Below are 17,743 nucleotides of genomic sequence, written 5' to 3' on the forward strand. Positions count from 1 at the left end.
GCTCAAACTTGCACGTTATTCTTATTTCAACTGCTTTAACAGTTTTTCCGACAAACTGCTCGATAACGTATCAAGCTGGGCGATAGACAACTGCCCGTATGTAAAATCGGTCGGACTTTGCTCTGCCGTGTCCTTCCCGCAGCAGTGCTGGATCAGCTGAACCAGATGCTTCTTATAACCCGCTGTCAGCCGCTCCACTGTCGAAGCTTCGTATTCACGTCCGTTGTATTCAAATACGAGCCGCAGTTTTCCATTCATAATCATCCCGTTAATGTCAAAGGTGAGTGTTTTCTCAGCTTGAAGGCTCGTTTCTGCGCCGATATAATCAGATAAATCCGATGTCCGCCATGGCATATCGCCCCCGGCTTCCTCATCAAACTGTCCCAAATAGTTAAAACTGATCTCAGGAGATGGTGCCGTAACTAGAGAAACCGATGGGTCCTTGCCGGACAAATAGCGTAATATTCCATAGCCTATGCCCTTATTAGGCATTCTCCGCAGTTTATCCTTAACCAGCTTGATCTGATAACCCAGATCCCCGGGGCTGCTCACCTCAAGAACGAATGGATACATCGTGGTAAACCAGCCGACGGTCCGGGAAATATCGATATCTTTCATTAATTCCTCTCTGCCGTGGCCTTCCAGTAAAACAGGAATTTCAGAATGGCCGCACCATTCCCGGAAGGCCAATCCCAAGGCGGTTAACAAGAGATCATTAATTTCCGTTTTGTAGGCGTGATGCACGTGTTTCAACAGGTTTTCCGTTTCTTCCGCGCTCAGATTCACTTCTGACTTCCGCAAATCTTGGACGAGGTTGGTTGAAACTTCGTAGTCTCTGGGCAGCCGGTAAACAGGACGTCGTTCCACGGCACTCCAATAGCTGATTTCCTGCTTAGCCTGCGTGCTTTGTCCATAAAGAGAGAGTTGTGCAGCCCACACTTTGTATGAATCTGTCTTGGCGGGCAGCTGAAGCGGCTCGCCGCCGGCCGCCTGGCGATAGGCGGTGCCGAGGTCTTCCAGCAAGATTCTCCAGGACACGCCGTCTACTACGAGATGGTGAATGATGATCAGCAGATGATCCGCTTCCGCCAGACGGAATAATGCCAGCCGCACGAGAGGTCCGCTTCGCAGATCAAAACGGCTTTGAAATTCCTCCGCAATGCGGCGCACATCTTCCTCCGCTTGCTCCGAATGTACGAAATCATAGCTTTGAAGAGTGAAGTGCTCCCCCTCGCCTACACCTCTGTTGTAAGCCAAAGGACCCTCCTTACTCTCATCAAAAGTTACGCGCAAGGCATCATGATGCGTGACCAGTTTTTCCATAGCGCTTTGCAGCCAGTCTTCGTTCCATCTATCTGTACTCCGGAGCATGACGGCCTGATTAAAATGATGCCGTTCTGTCCGGTGATTCTCAAAAAAGTCCCGTTGAATAGGAGTCAGTTCAAGCGGTCCTTGTACGGCGCCTTGCGGAATGACGCGAGTAACCTTTTTAATATAAGGAACGATCAGATCGATCTGTGGATAACGGAATAAGTCCTTCACTTCCAATTTGAGGCCCTTTGCATTTAAACGGATGGCAATTTGCAGCGCTTTAATCGAATCGCCTCCGAGCTCAAAAAAGTTGTTGCGAAGGCCAATCGGTTTAACGCCTATCGTTTCCTCCCAGATCGAAGCAAGAGTTTTCTCCAGCTCGGTTTGGGGAGCCTCATACTCGATTCCCGTCAATACAAAATCTCTCGGTTCCGGCAGCGCACGACGGTCAATTTTGCCGTTATGAGTTAAGGGCAATTGCTCCAGCGTCATAATATGCGGTGGTACCATATAACCGGGCAGTTCTCTCTCCAGCGCTGCCTTAAGGTCGGATTTGTCTGCCGTACCTGCAACATATGCGCACAAATACTTCTGCCCTGTTTGGTCCGATCTGTCAGTAACGAGCGCCTGCTTTACCCCTTCTTGTTTGAGCAGAACGGACTCTATCTCCCCCGGTTCGATCCGGTACCCGCGAATTTTCACTTGGTAATCGATCCGTCCGATGAAATCGATATGTCCTTCCGGAAGCCAGCGTGCGAGATCTCCCGTACGGTAGAGCCGCTCCCCTTCTGAAAAAGGACTCGGAACAAACTTCTCGGCCGTCAGCTCAGGCCGGTTCAGATAACCGCGTCCCACAGAGGCGCCGCCAATGCACAGTTCCCCTGCAACACCGACGGGAACCGGCCGCAAACTTTCATCCACAATGTATAGTTTATGGTTAGGGAGCGCCTTACCGATCGGCACGATACCGGATGCTGGCAGACGTTCCTTGTTTCCATCGTAAAAACTCGATTCAATTGCCGCTTCGGTCACGCCATAGGTATTTAAAATTCGCATTTTATCGCCGAAGCGCGCCAAAATCGTCCGGTAATCTTCTACACCGAAGCTATCTGCCCCCGTCGTCACAAGCTTCATTGCGCTTAAATCCGTCCCTTGCTCGTACACATAATTCATAAGAAGAGTCAACAGCACCGGAGGAACTTCAAATGAAGTAATGGCTTGTTCTTGGAGAAGTTTAGCCAAAGCGGCAGGATCGTTACGCACATTCTGCGGACAGACGACCAGGGTGCCTCCGTTCACAAATACTTTAGCCAGATCACAAGCAAAAACATCGAATGACATACTGGCAACCTGCAGAAGTTTGACCGGGAAGTCATTAAAGCCCTGAGCGTGCTTGTACCCCAGAGAAGTATTTACATACTGCCGATGTTCAATCATGACCCCTTTGGCATTCCCGGTCGTTCCCGAAGTATAGATGACATAGGCCAAAGCTTCCGGATCGTAGAGAGGGGTATAGAGAGAATGCTCCGTGCTTAAACTTCCTTCAGACTTCAGCAGCAGAGCAGGAAGATCCACTACTTCGCCCCCGAATCCGCTATCTGTCAGCAGACCGGTCAAGGATGACTGCGTAAGGACGATAGCTGCCCCGCTGTCACGGAGCATATATGCAATCCGATCCTTCGGATAAGTCGGGTCAATGGGCACGTAAGCGGCTCCCGCTTTCATAATCCCGAGGACAGCCGTGACCATATCCGCCGATCGATCGATCATGACCGCGATTAGACTTTCGCGCTTGGCCCCCAGGTTCTGCAACGTTTGAGCCAGCCGGTCTGCTCTTTCGTTTAACTGCCGGTAAGTCAGTGTAGTCTCTTCGTAAAGGACGGCCGCCTGATCCGGCCTAAGCTCTGCCTGCGCTTCAAATATGCCATGGAATGTCAGGTCAGGGAACTCGGCGCAAACTCCACTCCAAACATTTGTCAGTTCCGTTTCTTCTTCAGCTGACAGCAGACGAATGTCCTGTAGTGGTATCTCCGGAGAGTACGCAATCTGGACCAGTACATTCTCCAAATGTCCGGCTAATCTTGTCATCGCCTCATCTTTATATACATTTTCATTGTAGGACAGAATAAAACTCATCCTTTTAGCGTCCTCTACCTCAATGTTGAAAGGATAAGGAATTTCTTCGGTCAACTGGGCATCTTCTATGATGAATCCCAGTCTTTCCTCCAAATCCGGACGTCCGATCATATCTTCCAGCGGGTAATTTTCGAATACGATAATATGGTCCAGCAGTTGCTGTTTAAGCTCAGACAGCGCTTGAACCTCAGCCAGAGAACAGTAATCGTAAGCCCGGGATTGCACGGTCGTACGCTGAATTTCGCGCAGGAGACCGGAGAAAGACTGCTTGGCCTCCAGAGTGATACGTACAGGAATCGTATTGATGAAGAGCCCGATAATCCGTTCTACACCTTCAAGTTCGGGCGGCCGTCCGGATACGACCGTACCGAACACCACGTCCTCACTCTGATTGTAACGGCCTAGCACGATTCCCCATGCAGCCAGGAACAAGCTGCTGAGTGTGGCCCCGTTACGTTCGGCTATCGTGCGCAGCTGAAGGGTCATCTCTTCCGAAAACGATGTTTTCTTCTCTCTGTGCCGATAACCGCCCTCCAATAAATCCGGATTTGCCGCTTGCAGCATCGTCAGTCCGGCAGGTTGATCATATCCTTCTAGTGCGGACCTCCAGTATGCTTTTGCAACCTCTTTATCTTGCTTCTCCAGCCATTTGGAATATCCGGTGTAAGGCTGCGGTGCCGGCAGCTGCACGGGCTTACCGTCTTTCAGAGCCTCGTATGCAGCGAACAACTCATCCATCAGAATGCCAAGGCACCAACCATCCATAATAATATGGTGGAAGCTGAGGAGCAGCGTATAGCCGTTTACTTGAGTTTGAAGCACAGCCAGACGGACGAGCATATCCTTGTTCAGGTCGTAATAGTTGTTCCGGTCCGCCTCAATGTAACTGCGGATCGCCCCGGCTTGCTCCGTCTCGCTCATCCCCGTCAGATTCTCGTAATGTACGGCTGTAGTGCGTTCCTTGAAAATAATGAGTCGCGAGCGGGAGGCGCTTTTCTGATAAATATTTGAACGAAGCGTTTCATGACGCTGAACCAGCGTCTGAAAACTTCTTTGCAGTGCATCCAAATTCAGCTCTCCCCGGATTGTCATCCGAACTTGTTCAAAGTAGGCTTGTGAGTCCGGCTCCATCACCGTATGAAAGAGCATCCCCTCTTGCAGAGGAGTCAAATGGGCCACTTTTTCAATCTCTAGGCTTTTACTCATCGGTTTTCCCCCTCAAGCGCATCTTATAGAGTCTCATAAAACTGCTTCATTTCCTCAAACTCGTCCAAATCCAGGTCATCCGCCCCTACATCAGTTGGTGTCAGTTCCTGCACGTTCTGATTCAGACAATGGCTGATGGCATCCAGCAGATGTGTTTCGAACTGTTTAAGGAGCATGCTAATCGTTTTTTCTTCATAGGCATGTTTGTCATAGGTTACAGTTATGTTCAGTTTTCCATCTCTAACACGGCTCTCTACGTACAAGGAGTAAGGAGACTCACCCTGAGCTTGATTGATAAATTCCAGTTCATTCTGTATTGGGGATGTAGAAAAGGAAAGAGTATCAACAGACGGCTGCTTACTATAGGAGAAGCCGATTTCCGGCATGCGGTTAAACACGGATTCAACCGAATCTGAATGGCTCAGGTATTTGGTTACACCATATGCCAAACCTCGGTTTGGTACTTGCCGGACCGTTTCCTTCACACGTTTGAGCAGGAGGGATACAGGCTCACCCGACTCGACATTCAACACGACCGGATAGATGCTCGTAAACTGCCCCACGGTTCTGCTGATATCCAGACGGTCATCTCCCGTATTATCCCGGCTATGGTTCTCTAGTTGAACTGCAACCCGGTCCAGCCCGGACCACCCGGCAATCGTCTGGCCCCAAGCGGTAAGCAGCACTTCTTCCGGCTCTGTATTATAGGCGTGGTTAACCCGGGTCAGCAGATCTTGAGTTGCTTCCTGCGGTAACTGCAGCCGGAGCCGGTTCGTCTCAGGCAGCGCCCCCGGCGGCTGCGTACCTTCACGGTCTTTCGGAACCGCTCCCCATCCGGCTAACTCCATCTTCCTCCAATATTCTTGTTCCTTAACCAGTTCTTTGCTGTCCGCATACGTGTCAAGCTGCCGGGCCCAAGTCTGGTAAGCATCGGTTTTATCGGGAAGCGCAATCGTTTGGCCGTTCAAGGCTTGAGCGTATCCTGAAGCCAAATCATCCAACAGAATGCCCCATGATACTTGGTCTGCTGCCAGCGGATCGATGGAAAGGAACAGATGATCGCCGCTTTCCAGACGGAAAAGCCCTCCACGTACGCGTGGTCCGCCGTGCTGCCTGAGGCTGTTGTGAATACGGAGGCACTCGTCTTCTAAACGACGGTGAACGTCGCCTTCTATCCCTATATAGGACGCGACGTCCAAAGAGAACAACTCACCGTCCAACCCAGCATGGGACTGGGTAAATGCTCCGTCTATTCGCGACAAGTTAAGCCGGAGAGCATCGTGATGTTCTAAGATTTTCGTTAACGCAATCCGCAGCGGCTGCTCTTCAAAACCTGATTTCGCCGACAGGAGCACCGATGTAGCTGCCGGATGCATTCCGGATGAACACTTCTCCATCAGGTAACGTTGAATCGGTGTCAGAGGCACGTTGCCCTCGACAGGTTCTTGTCCGATATGACGCGCCAGAGAATCCACATGGCCGCTCAGAATTTCAATGGACGGATGCTCCATCAACCGGCGGATATCAAGCGAATATCCACGGAGACGCATCCGGGCTGTGACTTGAACGGCTTTAATGGAGTCCCCACCAAGCAGGAAGAAATTATCGTGAATGCCGACTTGTTCCCTGTCCAATACCTCCTGCCAAACTTGGGCTAAGGCTTTTTCTACATCATTTCTTGGCGGCACATAGGCTGTGTCCGACTGAAATAGCTCGTTAGGCTCCGGCAGCGCCTTCCTGTCGATTTTTCCATTTATCGACAGCGGCATCCGCTCCAGCTGCACCATGTAAGCGGGAATCATGTAGCCAGGCAGTTTCGGCTGCAGTGCTGTTCGCAGCTCGGGCAACCCCAGCGGTTCAGTTGCGACTAAGTAAGCGCACAAGTTCTTGGAGCCGTCTTTGCTCTCCCAAGCTGTCACTACTGCTTCCTGAATTCCGTCCACGGCCAGCATTTGCGCCTCAATCTCGCCCAGCTCAATCCGGTATCCGCGGATTTTCACCTGATGGTCGATCCTGCCCAAGTACTCGATGTTGCCATCGGGCATCCATCTCGCCAAATCCCCCGTTCTGTACAGTCTTTCAAAGCCTGCTTCACCGCCGGCAAACGGATTGGCTGTGAATTTCTCCGCCGTCAGTTCCGGGCGGTTCAGGTAACCCCGGGCTACGCCTACACCACTAATGCACAGTTCACCCGCTACGCCTAACGGCTGAAGCTGCTCCGTGCCCTCCTTCAAGATGTACAGGCGGATGTTCTGAATCGGCTTACCGATCGGAATCACCGCATATTTTTCTGTCGGCTCGCAATCAAAATATGACACGTCTACCGTCGCTTCCGTCGGACCATACAGGTTGATCAGCTTCGCTCCCCGAATTGCCGACACAACGTGCTGGAATCTAGCCACATGCTGGGGAGGCAGCGCTTCACCGCTGGCAAAAACATGTTTTAATGTTCCCAGTTTGGTTTGTACGATTTCCGGCGGCAAATGCTCCAAGTATTCCGTGAACGCATGCAGCATAGCAGGCACAAAATGCATCGTGCTTACCCCATCACGCTCAATCGCCTCAACAATTTGCTCGGGATTCTTTTCTCCGCCCACCGGCAGCAGACAAACCTTAGAACCGACCATCGACCACCAGAACAGCTCCCATACCGATACGTCGAACGTGGAAGCTGTTTTCTGCAAAATCGTATCGTGAGTACTCAGACCGTATCGGTCATGCATCCACATAATCCGGTTAATGACAGACCTATGTTCGACGACAACGCCCTTGGGTTTGCCGGTGGAACCGGATGTATAGATCACATAGGCTGCATGATTAGGGACCGAGAGCGGTTCCAGATCAGAGCCGTCTGTATGGTAAATAGACTCTTTCGTTCTGACAGCATCCGATGGAGCGGTGGAAGAATGTACATCCGCCTCATCAAGCACCAGCACTTTACCGTCAAAGCTCTGACTTGCCTGCTCCGCCAAATGTGACTGCGTCAGAAGCAGATTTGCCCCCGAATCTTCCAGTGTAAAGCGGATACGCTCCTGCGGATAATCCGGGTCAATCGGGACGTACGCGCCGCCTGCTTTGAGAATCGCGTAAATGCCTACAATCATCTCCAGTGAACGCTGTACAAGGATACCAACCGGCTGATCTGGCACGACTCCTTCCGCCCGCAGTGTACGTGCCAGCCGGTTCGACCGCTCATTCAACTCCCGGTAGCTTAACTGCTGATTCTCGAACCGCACAGCTGTATTATCCGGGGTCTTTGCTGCCTGTTGTTCAAATCGCCCGTGAAGCGTCTCCTCTTGAGGAAAAGGTGCAGACGTATTGTTAAATTCAGATAATAATAACTGCTTCTCAGCATCGGATATGAAATGGATATCATTCAGCAATATAAGGGCATCCTGTGCAACCAGCTCAAGAATGCGCACATAATGATCCGCAAGCCGTGCAATGGTTTCCTGGCTAAACAGCTTCGTGTTATACTCCCAGGTCAGGGAGAGCTGCTCTTGTTTCTCTGTGACATGCAAGGAAAAATCAACCTTGGATACACCCGGGTTGAATTCTTCCGGATTGAAACGGAGCCCTCCGGTCTCCAGTACGTCCGTTCCCACATTCTGCAGACTGAACATCGTATCGAATACCGGATTCCGGCTTAAATCACGTACCAACTCGAGTTTATCTACCAGCTCGTCGAACGGATATTCCTGATGTTCCAGCGCCTGCAGTGAATGGTGTTTGACCTCTTGCAGAAAAGCTCGGAACGTTTGAGATGCCAGAGGACGATTGCGCAAAACTAGCGTGTTAACGAACATGCCAATCATCGCTTCGGTATCCACGTGGCTTCTTCCGGCAACAGGTGATCCGACAATAAGATCTTCCTGGCCTGAATATTTGCTCAGCAGGACGTTATACGCCGCTATAAGTACCATAAAGATAGTTGATTCTGTATCTGCAGCCAGTTTGTATAAAGCATCGACAAGTTTATCTTCCAACGAGAAGGAAATACTGTCTCCTTCAAAACTCTGCACTTGCGGGCGCGGAAAGTCAGAAGGCATATTCAGAACAGGAAGCTCGCCCTCCAGTAACTGGAGCCAATACGCCTCATGTGTCTGCATGACGCTGCCAGTAAGCTGCTGATTCTGCCAGATGACAAAATCTTTATAATGAAGCCGGGCTGCGGCAAGCTGCCTGCCTTGGTACCGCTGAATAATCTCCTCCTGCAGCACAGCCATTGAAAAACCGTCCGAAATGATATGATGCATATCTACCAGCAGCATGAAACCGCCTTGTACAAATTCAAACAACTCGGCACGAAATAATGGAGCTCTATCCAAATGAAAAGGCTGTATGAACGAATCGCACACCCGCCCGGATTCTTCCATGGATATTCGAGTCCACGGGATATCAAGCGGCAGTGTTTCCTTCACTTTTTGCACAACTTCCCCATCTGCCAGTTCAAAATAAGTCCGGAAAGATTCATGCCGTAAAATAACATCTTTAACAGCTTCGATAAATTTCGTAACTTGAAGGTCCCCCGTAATATGAAGCTTGCCGGTTACATGATAGGCCGCTCCGCCGCCTAACTGATCGAGTACGAACATTCTTTTTTGAGAAGAAGAGACCGGATAATAGGGCCTTTGTTCTACAGGCTCAATCGGTTCATAGGGTTGTATATCCCCTCCGGCTATGTAGGCAGCCAGCTCCGCTATTGATTGCAGATCGAAGATCCGGCTAAGCGGAATGTGTACGCCGAATTCCTTATTCACTCTTGCCAGAATGACAGTTGCTTTTAAGGAATCCCCTCCTAATTGAAAAAAAGTGTCATGACGAGTAACATCTGCCGCATCCAGAACGTCCTTCCAGATCCATGTAAGCCTCTCTTCTACTCCCTGAACGTTTGAATCCGATTTGTTCCGGTTATAAAGACCGGCTTTTCGCGGCTCCGGCAGAGCTTGTATATCCGTTTGCCCATCAGGCAAAGCAGGAATTTGGTCCATTTGAACCCAAAAACGGGGCTGCGTATAATCCGGGAGTATTGCGCTTGCAGCCTTCTGCAGTCCAGCTTCTTCCCAAGGGTGCGAAGCGTTATCCACCACATAGGCCGTAATATAAGAGGAAGCTTCCTCCTCTTGACCCATCAGAGGCATCATGAAGCAAGTTTCCAAGTGCAGCGTTTGGATCAGGTGATTCTCCAGCTGTTCCAGGTTCACTTGATGTCCTCGAAGAGTGATGGTCCGGTTGACTGCTCCGATATGACGGATCGTCCCGCCGTTCTCCACATATGCCAGCTCACCGGTTGGTTCCATAAGTCCTGTAGCTGCCGAGACTTGATAAACCTCACCGGCGGTGCCTGCGGGAGCCAAATGCATGTAAGGATCTAGGACACACGGATAATTGCCATTGCTATCTGTATGTGCCGCCCAAACGGCTCTAAGCTGTTCATTTTGCTGAGTGTTAAGCAGCGAGAGTCCGGACACACTTACCCCATCTTCTTCCACAATTGAATGCAGCAAATGAACAAAATATCCGCTCCATACTTCGATGATCTCCGGCTCGAAAAGATCCGTATTATAATCAAAATCAAGTCGTAATGACTTCTGATTTTCTGTCACATTCAAAAACAGTTCATATTTGCTGAACGATACTTCATTCTCCAACAGCTCCACTTCCAATTGATGGAACTGAAAGCGTGGAATCGGCCGGTCCATGTTAAACACAACGTTAATTACAGGCAGATGCTTTAAACCCAGTTGAGCAAGTCCTGCAAAATTATACTTCTGATAGGGATTCTGTCCGTTTATGACTCTTTTGATCGATTCGGCAAATTCAGCAAAAGTATCATCGGGCCCCACTTTACCGATTACAGGCAATAAATTGACGCAGCTGCCGATCAAAGAGTAAGCGTTCATATGAGCTTGCCCGGCCGTAGGAACCCCCACCGTCACTTCCTTCAATCCCGTTAACCGATGAAGAAAGAGCTGGAAGGCGGATAGCAGCGTAACGAATAGACTGCTGCCAAGTTTCATGCTGGCGGATTTCAATTGTTTGACCAGTGCCGCTTCAAGAAAGACGGTATGCCTGCTTCCTCTGGAAGAGGGTATTCGTGTACCACGCGCCGGAGAAGGAAGATCTAGGACGGGTAAGGCCTTATCCAACACTCCCGCCCAGAAAGCGACCGCCTTATCCCCTGCCTCTAGCTGGTCCTGCTGCCAGCGTGCATAATCCCGAAAAGGCACCGGCTCCGGTAAAGTACAGACTTCCGTCCTAAGGAGTGCGGAGTAGATCTGTTCCAGTTCCTGAATAAATATACCGATGGACCAGCCGTCCGCAATGAAATGATGGAACGTAAAAACGCTGATATAGTCCTCATCCGATAATTTCATCAAATGGATGCGGAATAACGGCTCCCATGGGGTCATCGGAAAAGGCGTCTCACTATCCTTAGCCACCCAGCTGCGAACATGCTTCTCCTGAACCTCTGCGGGATAGTTCGTGAAATCATGCAGAGGAACCCCAATCTTCATTACCGGGGCGATTATCTGTGTCTCCCCGTCCCCGCTCATGTAAGTGCGTAACGCTTCATGACGGAGGACAATGCTATTGACCGCTTGCTTGAAGGTTTCTAATTGAAGCGGCCCGCGAAACCTCAGCAGGACAGTCTCATGCAGAGATTGGGATTCGCCTCGTTCCGACACGGACGCAAACCACAGCTGCTTCTGATCCGGGGTCAGCGCAAGCACATTTTCTTGAAAGTTCGCACCGGCCCCTTGCGTCTGAAGCTCCGGTACAGCTGCCTTGTCCGGTCCTTTTCCATCTGGAGGAAGGTCCGGAAGAAATCCGCCTCTGCGCAGCTCAGCAACGCTTTCCTTGACAGTCCGCACAATACCCGCAATATCTTCCTCCGTATGTGCAGTAGATAAGAAGCAGTTCCGTCCTTCCCAGATATAGATGCCCTTATCCAGCATGTGATAGAAGAACAGCTCCAGATCACCTTTGAGCACAAAGCGGAAAAGCGAGCCGAAATGCACGACTTTCATAGGAACTTGTTCACTGGCAAAATAGCGATTCAGCTCTTCCGCTAATGCGGCTGTCCGGGTGTTCAGCCTGATTTGCAGCTGCTGCCCGTTTGCCTCCAAATGATCAAGTACAGCCAAAGATGCCGCCATCGCCAGCGGATGATGACAGAATGTCCCCGCTACGAAGGTCCGCTGATTCTCGTACTGCGGATACGAATCGTCGCCGAAGTTCCACGTCCCTCCATCTATGCCATTCATAAATGCTGCCTTGCCGGCCACAATGCCGATGGGCAGACCGCCGCCAATCACTTTGCCGTAGGTTACCAGATCGGCTTGAATACCAAACCAAGCTTGTGCACCTCCGGAGTGGGTACGGAAGCCTGTGATGACCTCGTCAAAAATAAAAGCCGTACCGGACTTCTCGGTAATCTGTCGGATATCTTGCAAGAACGCTTTGGGCTGAAAATCCGGACGACGGCTCTGAACAGGTTCGACAAGAACAGCAGCCAATTCATGCGAATGAGTACGGATGTAGTCCAGCGACTCGTCTGTACCATAGTTGAGAACGACGATATCATCCACCATGTGCTGCAAAATACCCGGAGCCAGGGGTGTCGAATGCTCTTTATTGTCTCCTGCGCTTCCCAGTGCCAGAACCCCGTCGAAGGTACCGTGATAGGAACCTGCAAATATAACAATTTTGGCCCGTCCGGTAGCAGCACGTGCCAAACGGAGAGCGACCATGATAGCTTCTGTGCCCGAATTGTACAGTGCAATGCGTTCTACGCCAGTCATACGGCAAATTTTCTCCGCAACTTGACCGGCCATGTTGGACATCGGCCCGACACACATTCCGTTCTTCAGTTCTTCCTCAATCGTTTCACGGATAAAGGCCGGGTTATGTCCGAACAGGTTTACACCGAACCCCATCGTTAAATCGATGTACTCATTTCCATCTAAATCCCATATCTTTGAACCGTCAGCGCGCTGAGAAACGATCTGATAGACCATTTCTTTCAGAATCGGCCGGAACCCCGCCACATTTCGGTTATTGGCATATACGCAGCGATACTGCTGGGTATACTGTTTCGTGCTTCGTGTACGGGCTGTGTAGCGTTCAATTAACTCTTGCAAATGCTGCTCCTGACGAAGGGAAAGCGATTCGCGCGCCTTGACATTCAGCGATTTGTACGGTGTAAATGGTCTAGCTTCCGTATTTATCATTTTCGAATTCCCCTGTATGGAAGGGGCTTCTTCGCCTGTAGAGGCGACCTCAGCCGCCGATGTGGTGAACATGTTCCCGGAGCTTGCCACTGCAATTGAAGGCAATACATTTGGGACCGTGTGCAATGAATCGGATACGGCTGCAGATGCAGATGAATGATAGCGAAGCACTTCAAGCTGCTGGGACATCAGACGAAGCTGCTGTTCCATAATACGTTCTACACCCTCAGAAGCCGGAGTACTCCGGAAGCCGGGAGCGTGCTGCCGCTCAATCGGAATGCCCGTGTGATTACGATCCATTGAAGTGTTGGCTGCAACGGCGCGAACATCTGTCTGTCTGAGCTGTTTCTCAGGCTGGCCTCCTGCCATAAATGGATCCGGAGCTGGAGTGTGGCTGGAAATACTCGCCCGCTCTGCGATGTAGCTCGTCAACAGCTCCAGATTAGTCAGCGATTCGAAGAATTCGTTCATCGGAATATCCAGCCCGAAAGTATCCTTGATGCTGTGACGTACCTGGGTGAGATTAATGGAGTCGAGCCCCAGCTCCATGAAATGCATCTGCGGTTCAAGTTCATCCGTGCTTAGCAGAGACACATTGCTGATCATCTTGGATATCTGGTGCAGGACGGAAGATTTATATGTATCGGCAGCCGATTCCGTCAAGCTGTTCTGGCTCACCATATCTGTTGACTCCTTTGCTATAAAGGTTTTAAGAGCAGACGTTCTAAGTTCGGACCCATTCTGTTCCGGTACGTCAATCCAACATCTTTTTCGCTCGAATGGATAAGTGGGGAGAGAAATTTTTTTGTACTTCATTCCCGTATACAAGGACTCCCAGTCTACTTGGGCCCCCTGGACATACTTAGCTGCTAATTGCTCCAGCAATTGCAGAGAACGCAGGGTGTCCGGGCTTACGTTTACCGTTTCCGCATCCTGCGCGCCTTGCGCTTTGCCGATGTAAACTCCTTCCGCAGTCCTGCCTTGTTCGTGAAGCAGAAACAGCTTCTCTTTGAGCGCATCCGTATCCGCTGCCGTTATCGCAATACGGTGAAGCAGGTGAATTCGTCCCGTGTTTGCCGTATAGCAAACGTCCTGCAGAGGGAGTTCCTCCGGCCGTCTGAACCGGTCAACGTAACGATCGAGAAGCTCCTGCAAAGCTGCTTCACTCCGTGCAGACAGTGTCAGCAAGAACGGTAAGGAGCCGTTAACATCCCCGCAGCCCTCATTCGAAGGCGGGATGTATTCCTCCAGTACTACGTGACAGTTGGTCCCGCTGAATCCGAATGAGCTAAGACCGCTTCTTCTCGGAAGCCCTTCTGTATTCCATTCACTTAACAGGGTATTAAAATAAACCGGAGAGTCTTCATTATGTAATTTTCGATTCGGTGTCCGGAAATGGACAAGCGGTGCAAGCTGCCGGTGTTTTAGCGACAATACGGATTTGATAAGTCCCGCAATCCCTGCAGCTTCATATAAATGACCGATATTCGTTTTGACTGCGCTGATCGCAACAAACTGTTTACGCTGAGTGAACTTGCGGAAAGCTTTGGTAATTCCGTCTATCTCGATCGGATCCCCCAGTTTCGTCCCCGTTCCATGGGCTTCGATATAGCTTACCGTTTCGGGATCGATTCGGGCATCCCGCCACGCTTGTGTAATAACATCCGCTTGTGCCAGAGCATTCGGTGCGGAAATGCCAATCGTGCTGCCGTCCTGGTTGATCGCACTCCCTTTGATCACAGCCAGGATATTGTCACCGTCCTGCTGAGCTTTATGCAGCGGTTTGAGCAAAACGGCGCCCACTCCTTCGCCCCAGCCGGTTCCATCAGAGTCGTCATCGAAGGCGCGTGCCCGGTCATCTGAAGACTCCATTCCAATACCCGCTTTGATCGGGAGCAGAATGGTCTTCACTCCGCCGGCCAAAGCCATCTCGCAGTCCCCGTTCCGAATAGACTTGCACGCCAGATGCACGGCAACTAGCGATGACGAGCAGGCCGTATCAATCGTTAACGCCGGCCCCTTCAAGTCAAGCAAATAAGCGATCCGGCTTGAAATAACGGACGGTAAATTGCCAATCACAAAATTCGGCAGTGCGCCCGGTTCAACTTCCGATAATAAACGCTCATACTCGAAGCTTGTTTTGGAAAATCCGACGTAAACGCCCACCTTTTGACCCGCAAGCTGCTTGCCTCCATATCCCGCATCTTCAATCGTGCTCCAGGCTGTTTGCAAAAATAAGCGCTGATTCGGGTCCATCAGAGAAGCTTCCCGCGGTGTCAGCTTAAAGAAGGAATAGTCGAACTGATCCACTTCATCCAGATAGCCGCCCTCTGCAATCTGGATATTCCGTCCCTCTAAATTCAGGCGTGAAATGAATGCCGCCGCATCTTTTCTTCTTTTATCATTATATGGGCGGATATTATCTGCTCCGGAAGACACATTTGTCCAAAACTGCTCCAATGTATCCGCCTGCGGAAACTTGCCTGACATGCCGATAATGGCTATATCTCCGCTTTTCGCTATATCTGCAGCTTCAGGGTATGCCTCTTGCGACTCTCTGTAACCTTGTCTGGAAATATAAGCCGCGAGCTTGGAAATAGTAGGATACGAGAAGAAATCGGTTACTTCGATTTGTAGATTAAACTGTTCCTCTAACTGATCGGCTATTTGAACAAGCTGCATGGAAGTCACTCCGATATCAAAGTAACTCTCATCCGCGCTGATGGAGGGCTTCTTTAAAATTTGCCGGCATATTAATATCAGCTTTTGCTCTATATCATTTTGAGATAAGGCGGCGTTCTGAAGTTCTAGTTCTCCTTCAGGTGGTGCTGCTTTGGCAAGGGATTCGAGTACCTCCTCAAACTCACCGTTCATATAGCTGCGCGCCAGTTTGAAGCGTTCAACTTTACCGCTGGTCGTTTTGGGGATACGCCGGATCGGAATTACTTCGTGGACACTCCAGCCCCCCCGGTAATTCAAGTGGCTTTTCAGCTTGTGCGCTACAGGAAGAAAATCTTCGATCTTTTTCGTATGCATCACAAAAACGATCATGCGATCTTGTTTGGTGTGTTCATCATATACACCGCACACCGCTACTTTCCCTAAATCAACTCCATCGACTTCTTCTGCAATCCTCTCAATATCGTGAGGATATACGTTCTGCCCGTTGACGAAAATGATATCCTTGACCCTTCCTGTAATGACTAGACGGCCGCCTCGTATAAACCCTAAATCTCCAGTGATCAGCCATCCATCCGCCGTTTTGGCTTTCGCAGTAGCTTCCGGATTGTTGTAATACCCGGCCGTCACATTCTTACCCCGAATCTGGGTGTGCCCGATTACGCCATCCTCCAGCACCCGATTATGGTCATCGCATATGCGGACGGAGGTACTTGCCATCGGATATCCCAGATCCGCAAAAGTGAGACACCGCTTGTCGGACTGATCTACTTCTTCGATGGGTTCGCCTATTTGTAATTGCTGCCGGTTTACATGAATCCGAACAAAGTTATCCGCTGTTAATGGAGGTGTAGATACACCTACACTCGCTTCCGCCAAACCATAGACAGGGTACATCACATTCTTTCTTAAGCCATGAACACTCATGGCATTCACAAACACTTCACAAAGCTCAACAGATATGGGCTCCGCCCCGTTTAGAATCATACGGATGCTTGATAAATCCCAGTCAGAAGCAGAAGCCGGTTTATATTGATCCAAGAAAAATTTGTAACCGAAGTTGGGCGAACAGATTTGAGTGGCCCTGTGCTCGGATGCTTTTTTAAGCCATAAAGACGGGCGCCTGATAAAAAGTGCCGTAGGCATAATCAATTGTTTGGCATCCGCAATGAGACACGTTAAATGAAAGGCAATCAGTCCAAGATCATGCGTGAGAGGCATCCATCCCAGATAAATATCCTCCGGGCTCATTCCGGTTTGATGCGCAATATCCCTAATATTGAAAACCAAGTTCTCGTGGGTCAGCATAACGCCTTTGGGATCACCTGTTGATCCTGATGAAAACTGGATGAAAGCCAGATCTTCAGGCTTAGATACATGAAACATCCCTTTATTGTTACAGGTATAATCAAGTTTCTGACTTGAAATAGTCTCCTTTTTAACAAGTTCAAAAGAATCTATCAGGTTATGCTGCCGAGAATATTTTTCCAGCTGCTCCAATACTTTGTCATCGGCAACCATAGAAGGGCGCGACAGTGTGTTCCAAATTCTAAACAGTTTCATTTTGTGCTCATCATTATTCCCGATACTTACAGGAACAGGAACGATCCCCCCGAGTAGACAGGCCCAAAACACAGTTAGAAAGGTATGATTGTCGTCAATCTGCATAAGAAGCTCATCACCGGCTTGTATTCCGTTTTCCTGCAATTGGTAGAGTACCTTTGACGCATGCTCCAGGAGATTCCCGTAGGATATGTATTCTTCTTGCTTATCACCGGCGATAAAAGTGATTCCGTTGCGATCTCGTTCTGCTCTTTCTTGAATAATTTCAATTAAGGTCTGAAAATGCTCCAATCTGATCTCTCCTCAATGCCAAGTATGATGATTTACTGTGCATCCTGCGCCATACAACTTCACAAAAACGGCTGCCTTCTTAAACGGTAAATACGCATGAACTCCTCCAATTCTTTTCGTCACCTTCTTTAAAACATTACTTATGCGTCATCTCGTCTTTAATAGGTAATTCTACAAATTTTAACATTGAAGAATTTTACAAATAATTAAAATTTTAATATTATAGTTAATTTAACTAACTATAAAATTGTTGCCCAATTATGTCTATACTGAAAAATGTCGAATAATGATTTTTTTTATAAAGTTATGGTTAAGGTACTTTA

The 17,743-nt window shown here is 49.6% G+C and carries 2 protein-coding genes; both read right to left on the reverse strand.

Annotated elements, in window-relative coordinates; translation table 11 throughout:
* Positions 1 to 21 precede the first annotated feature (21 nt).
* Positions 22 to 4,653 carry a non-ribosomal peptide synthetase gene (locus tag EDM21_RS02245; RefSeq protein WP_157332501.1) on the reverse strand — a complete coding sequence of 1,544 codons (4,632 nt, stop codon included), beginning with the start codon at positions 4,651 to 4,653 and terminating at the stop codon, positions 22 to 24.
* Between the two features lie 23 nt (positions 4,654 to 4,676).
* On the reverse strand, positions 4,677 to 17,420 hold the full coding sequence (locus EDM21_RS02250) for a non-ribosomal peptide synthetase/type I polyketide synthase (RefSeq protein WP_157332503.1): 12,744 nt from the start codon (positions 17,418 to 17,420) through the stop codon (positions 4,677 to 4,679).
* Between the last annotated feature and the right edge of the window lie 323 nt (positions 17,421 to 17,743).

Source organism: Paenibacillus lutrae, from assembly GCF_009757775.1.
GTDB lineage: Bacteria > Bacillota > Bacilli > Paenibacillales > NBRC-103111 > Paenibacillus_F > Paenibacillus_F lutrae.

Bases quoted from the DNA above. Each gene is read 5' to 3' on its own strand.
- EDM21_RS02245 (WP_157332501.1), bottom strand. From the start codon at position 4,653: ATGAGTAAAAGCCTAGAGATTGAAAAAGTGGCCCATTTGACTCCTCTG.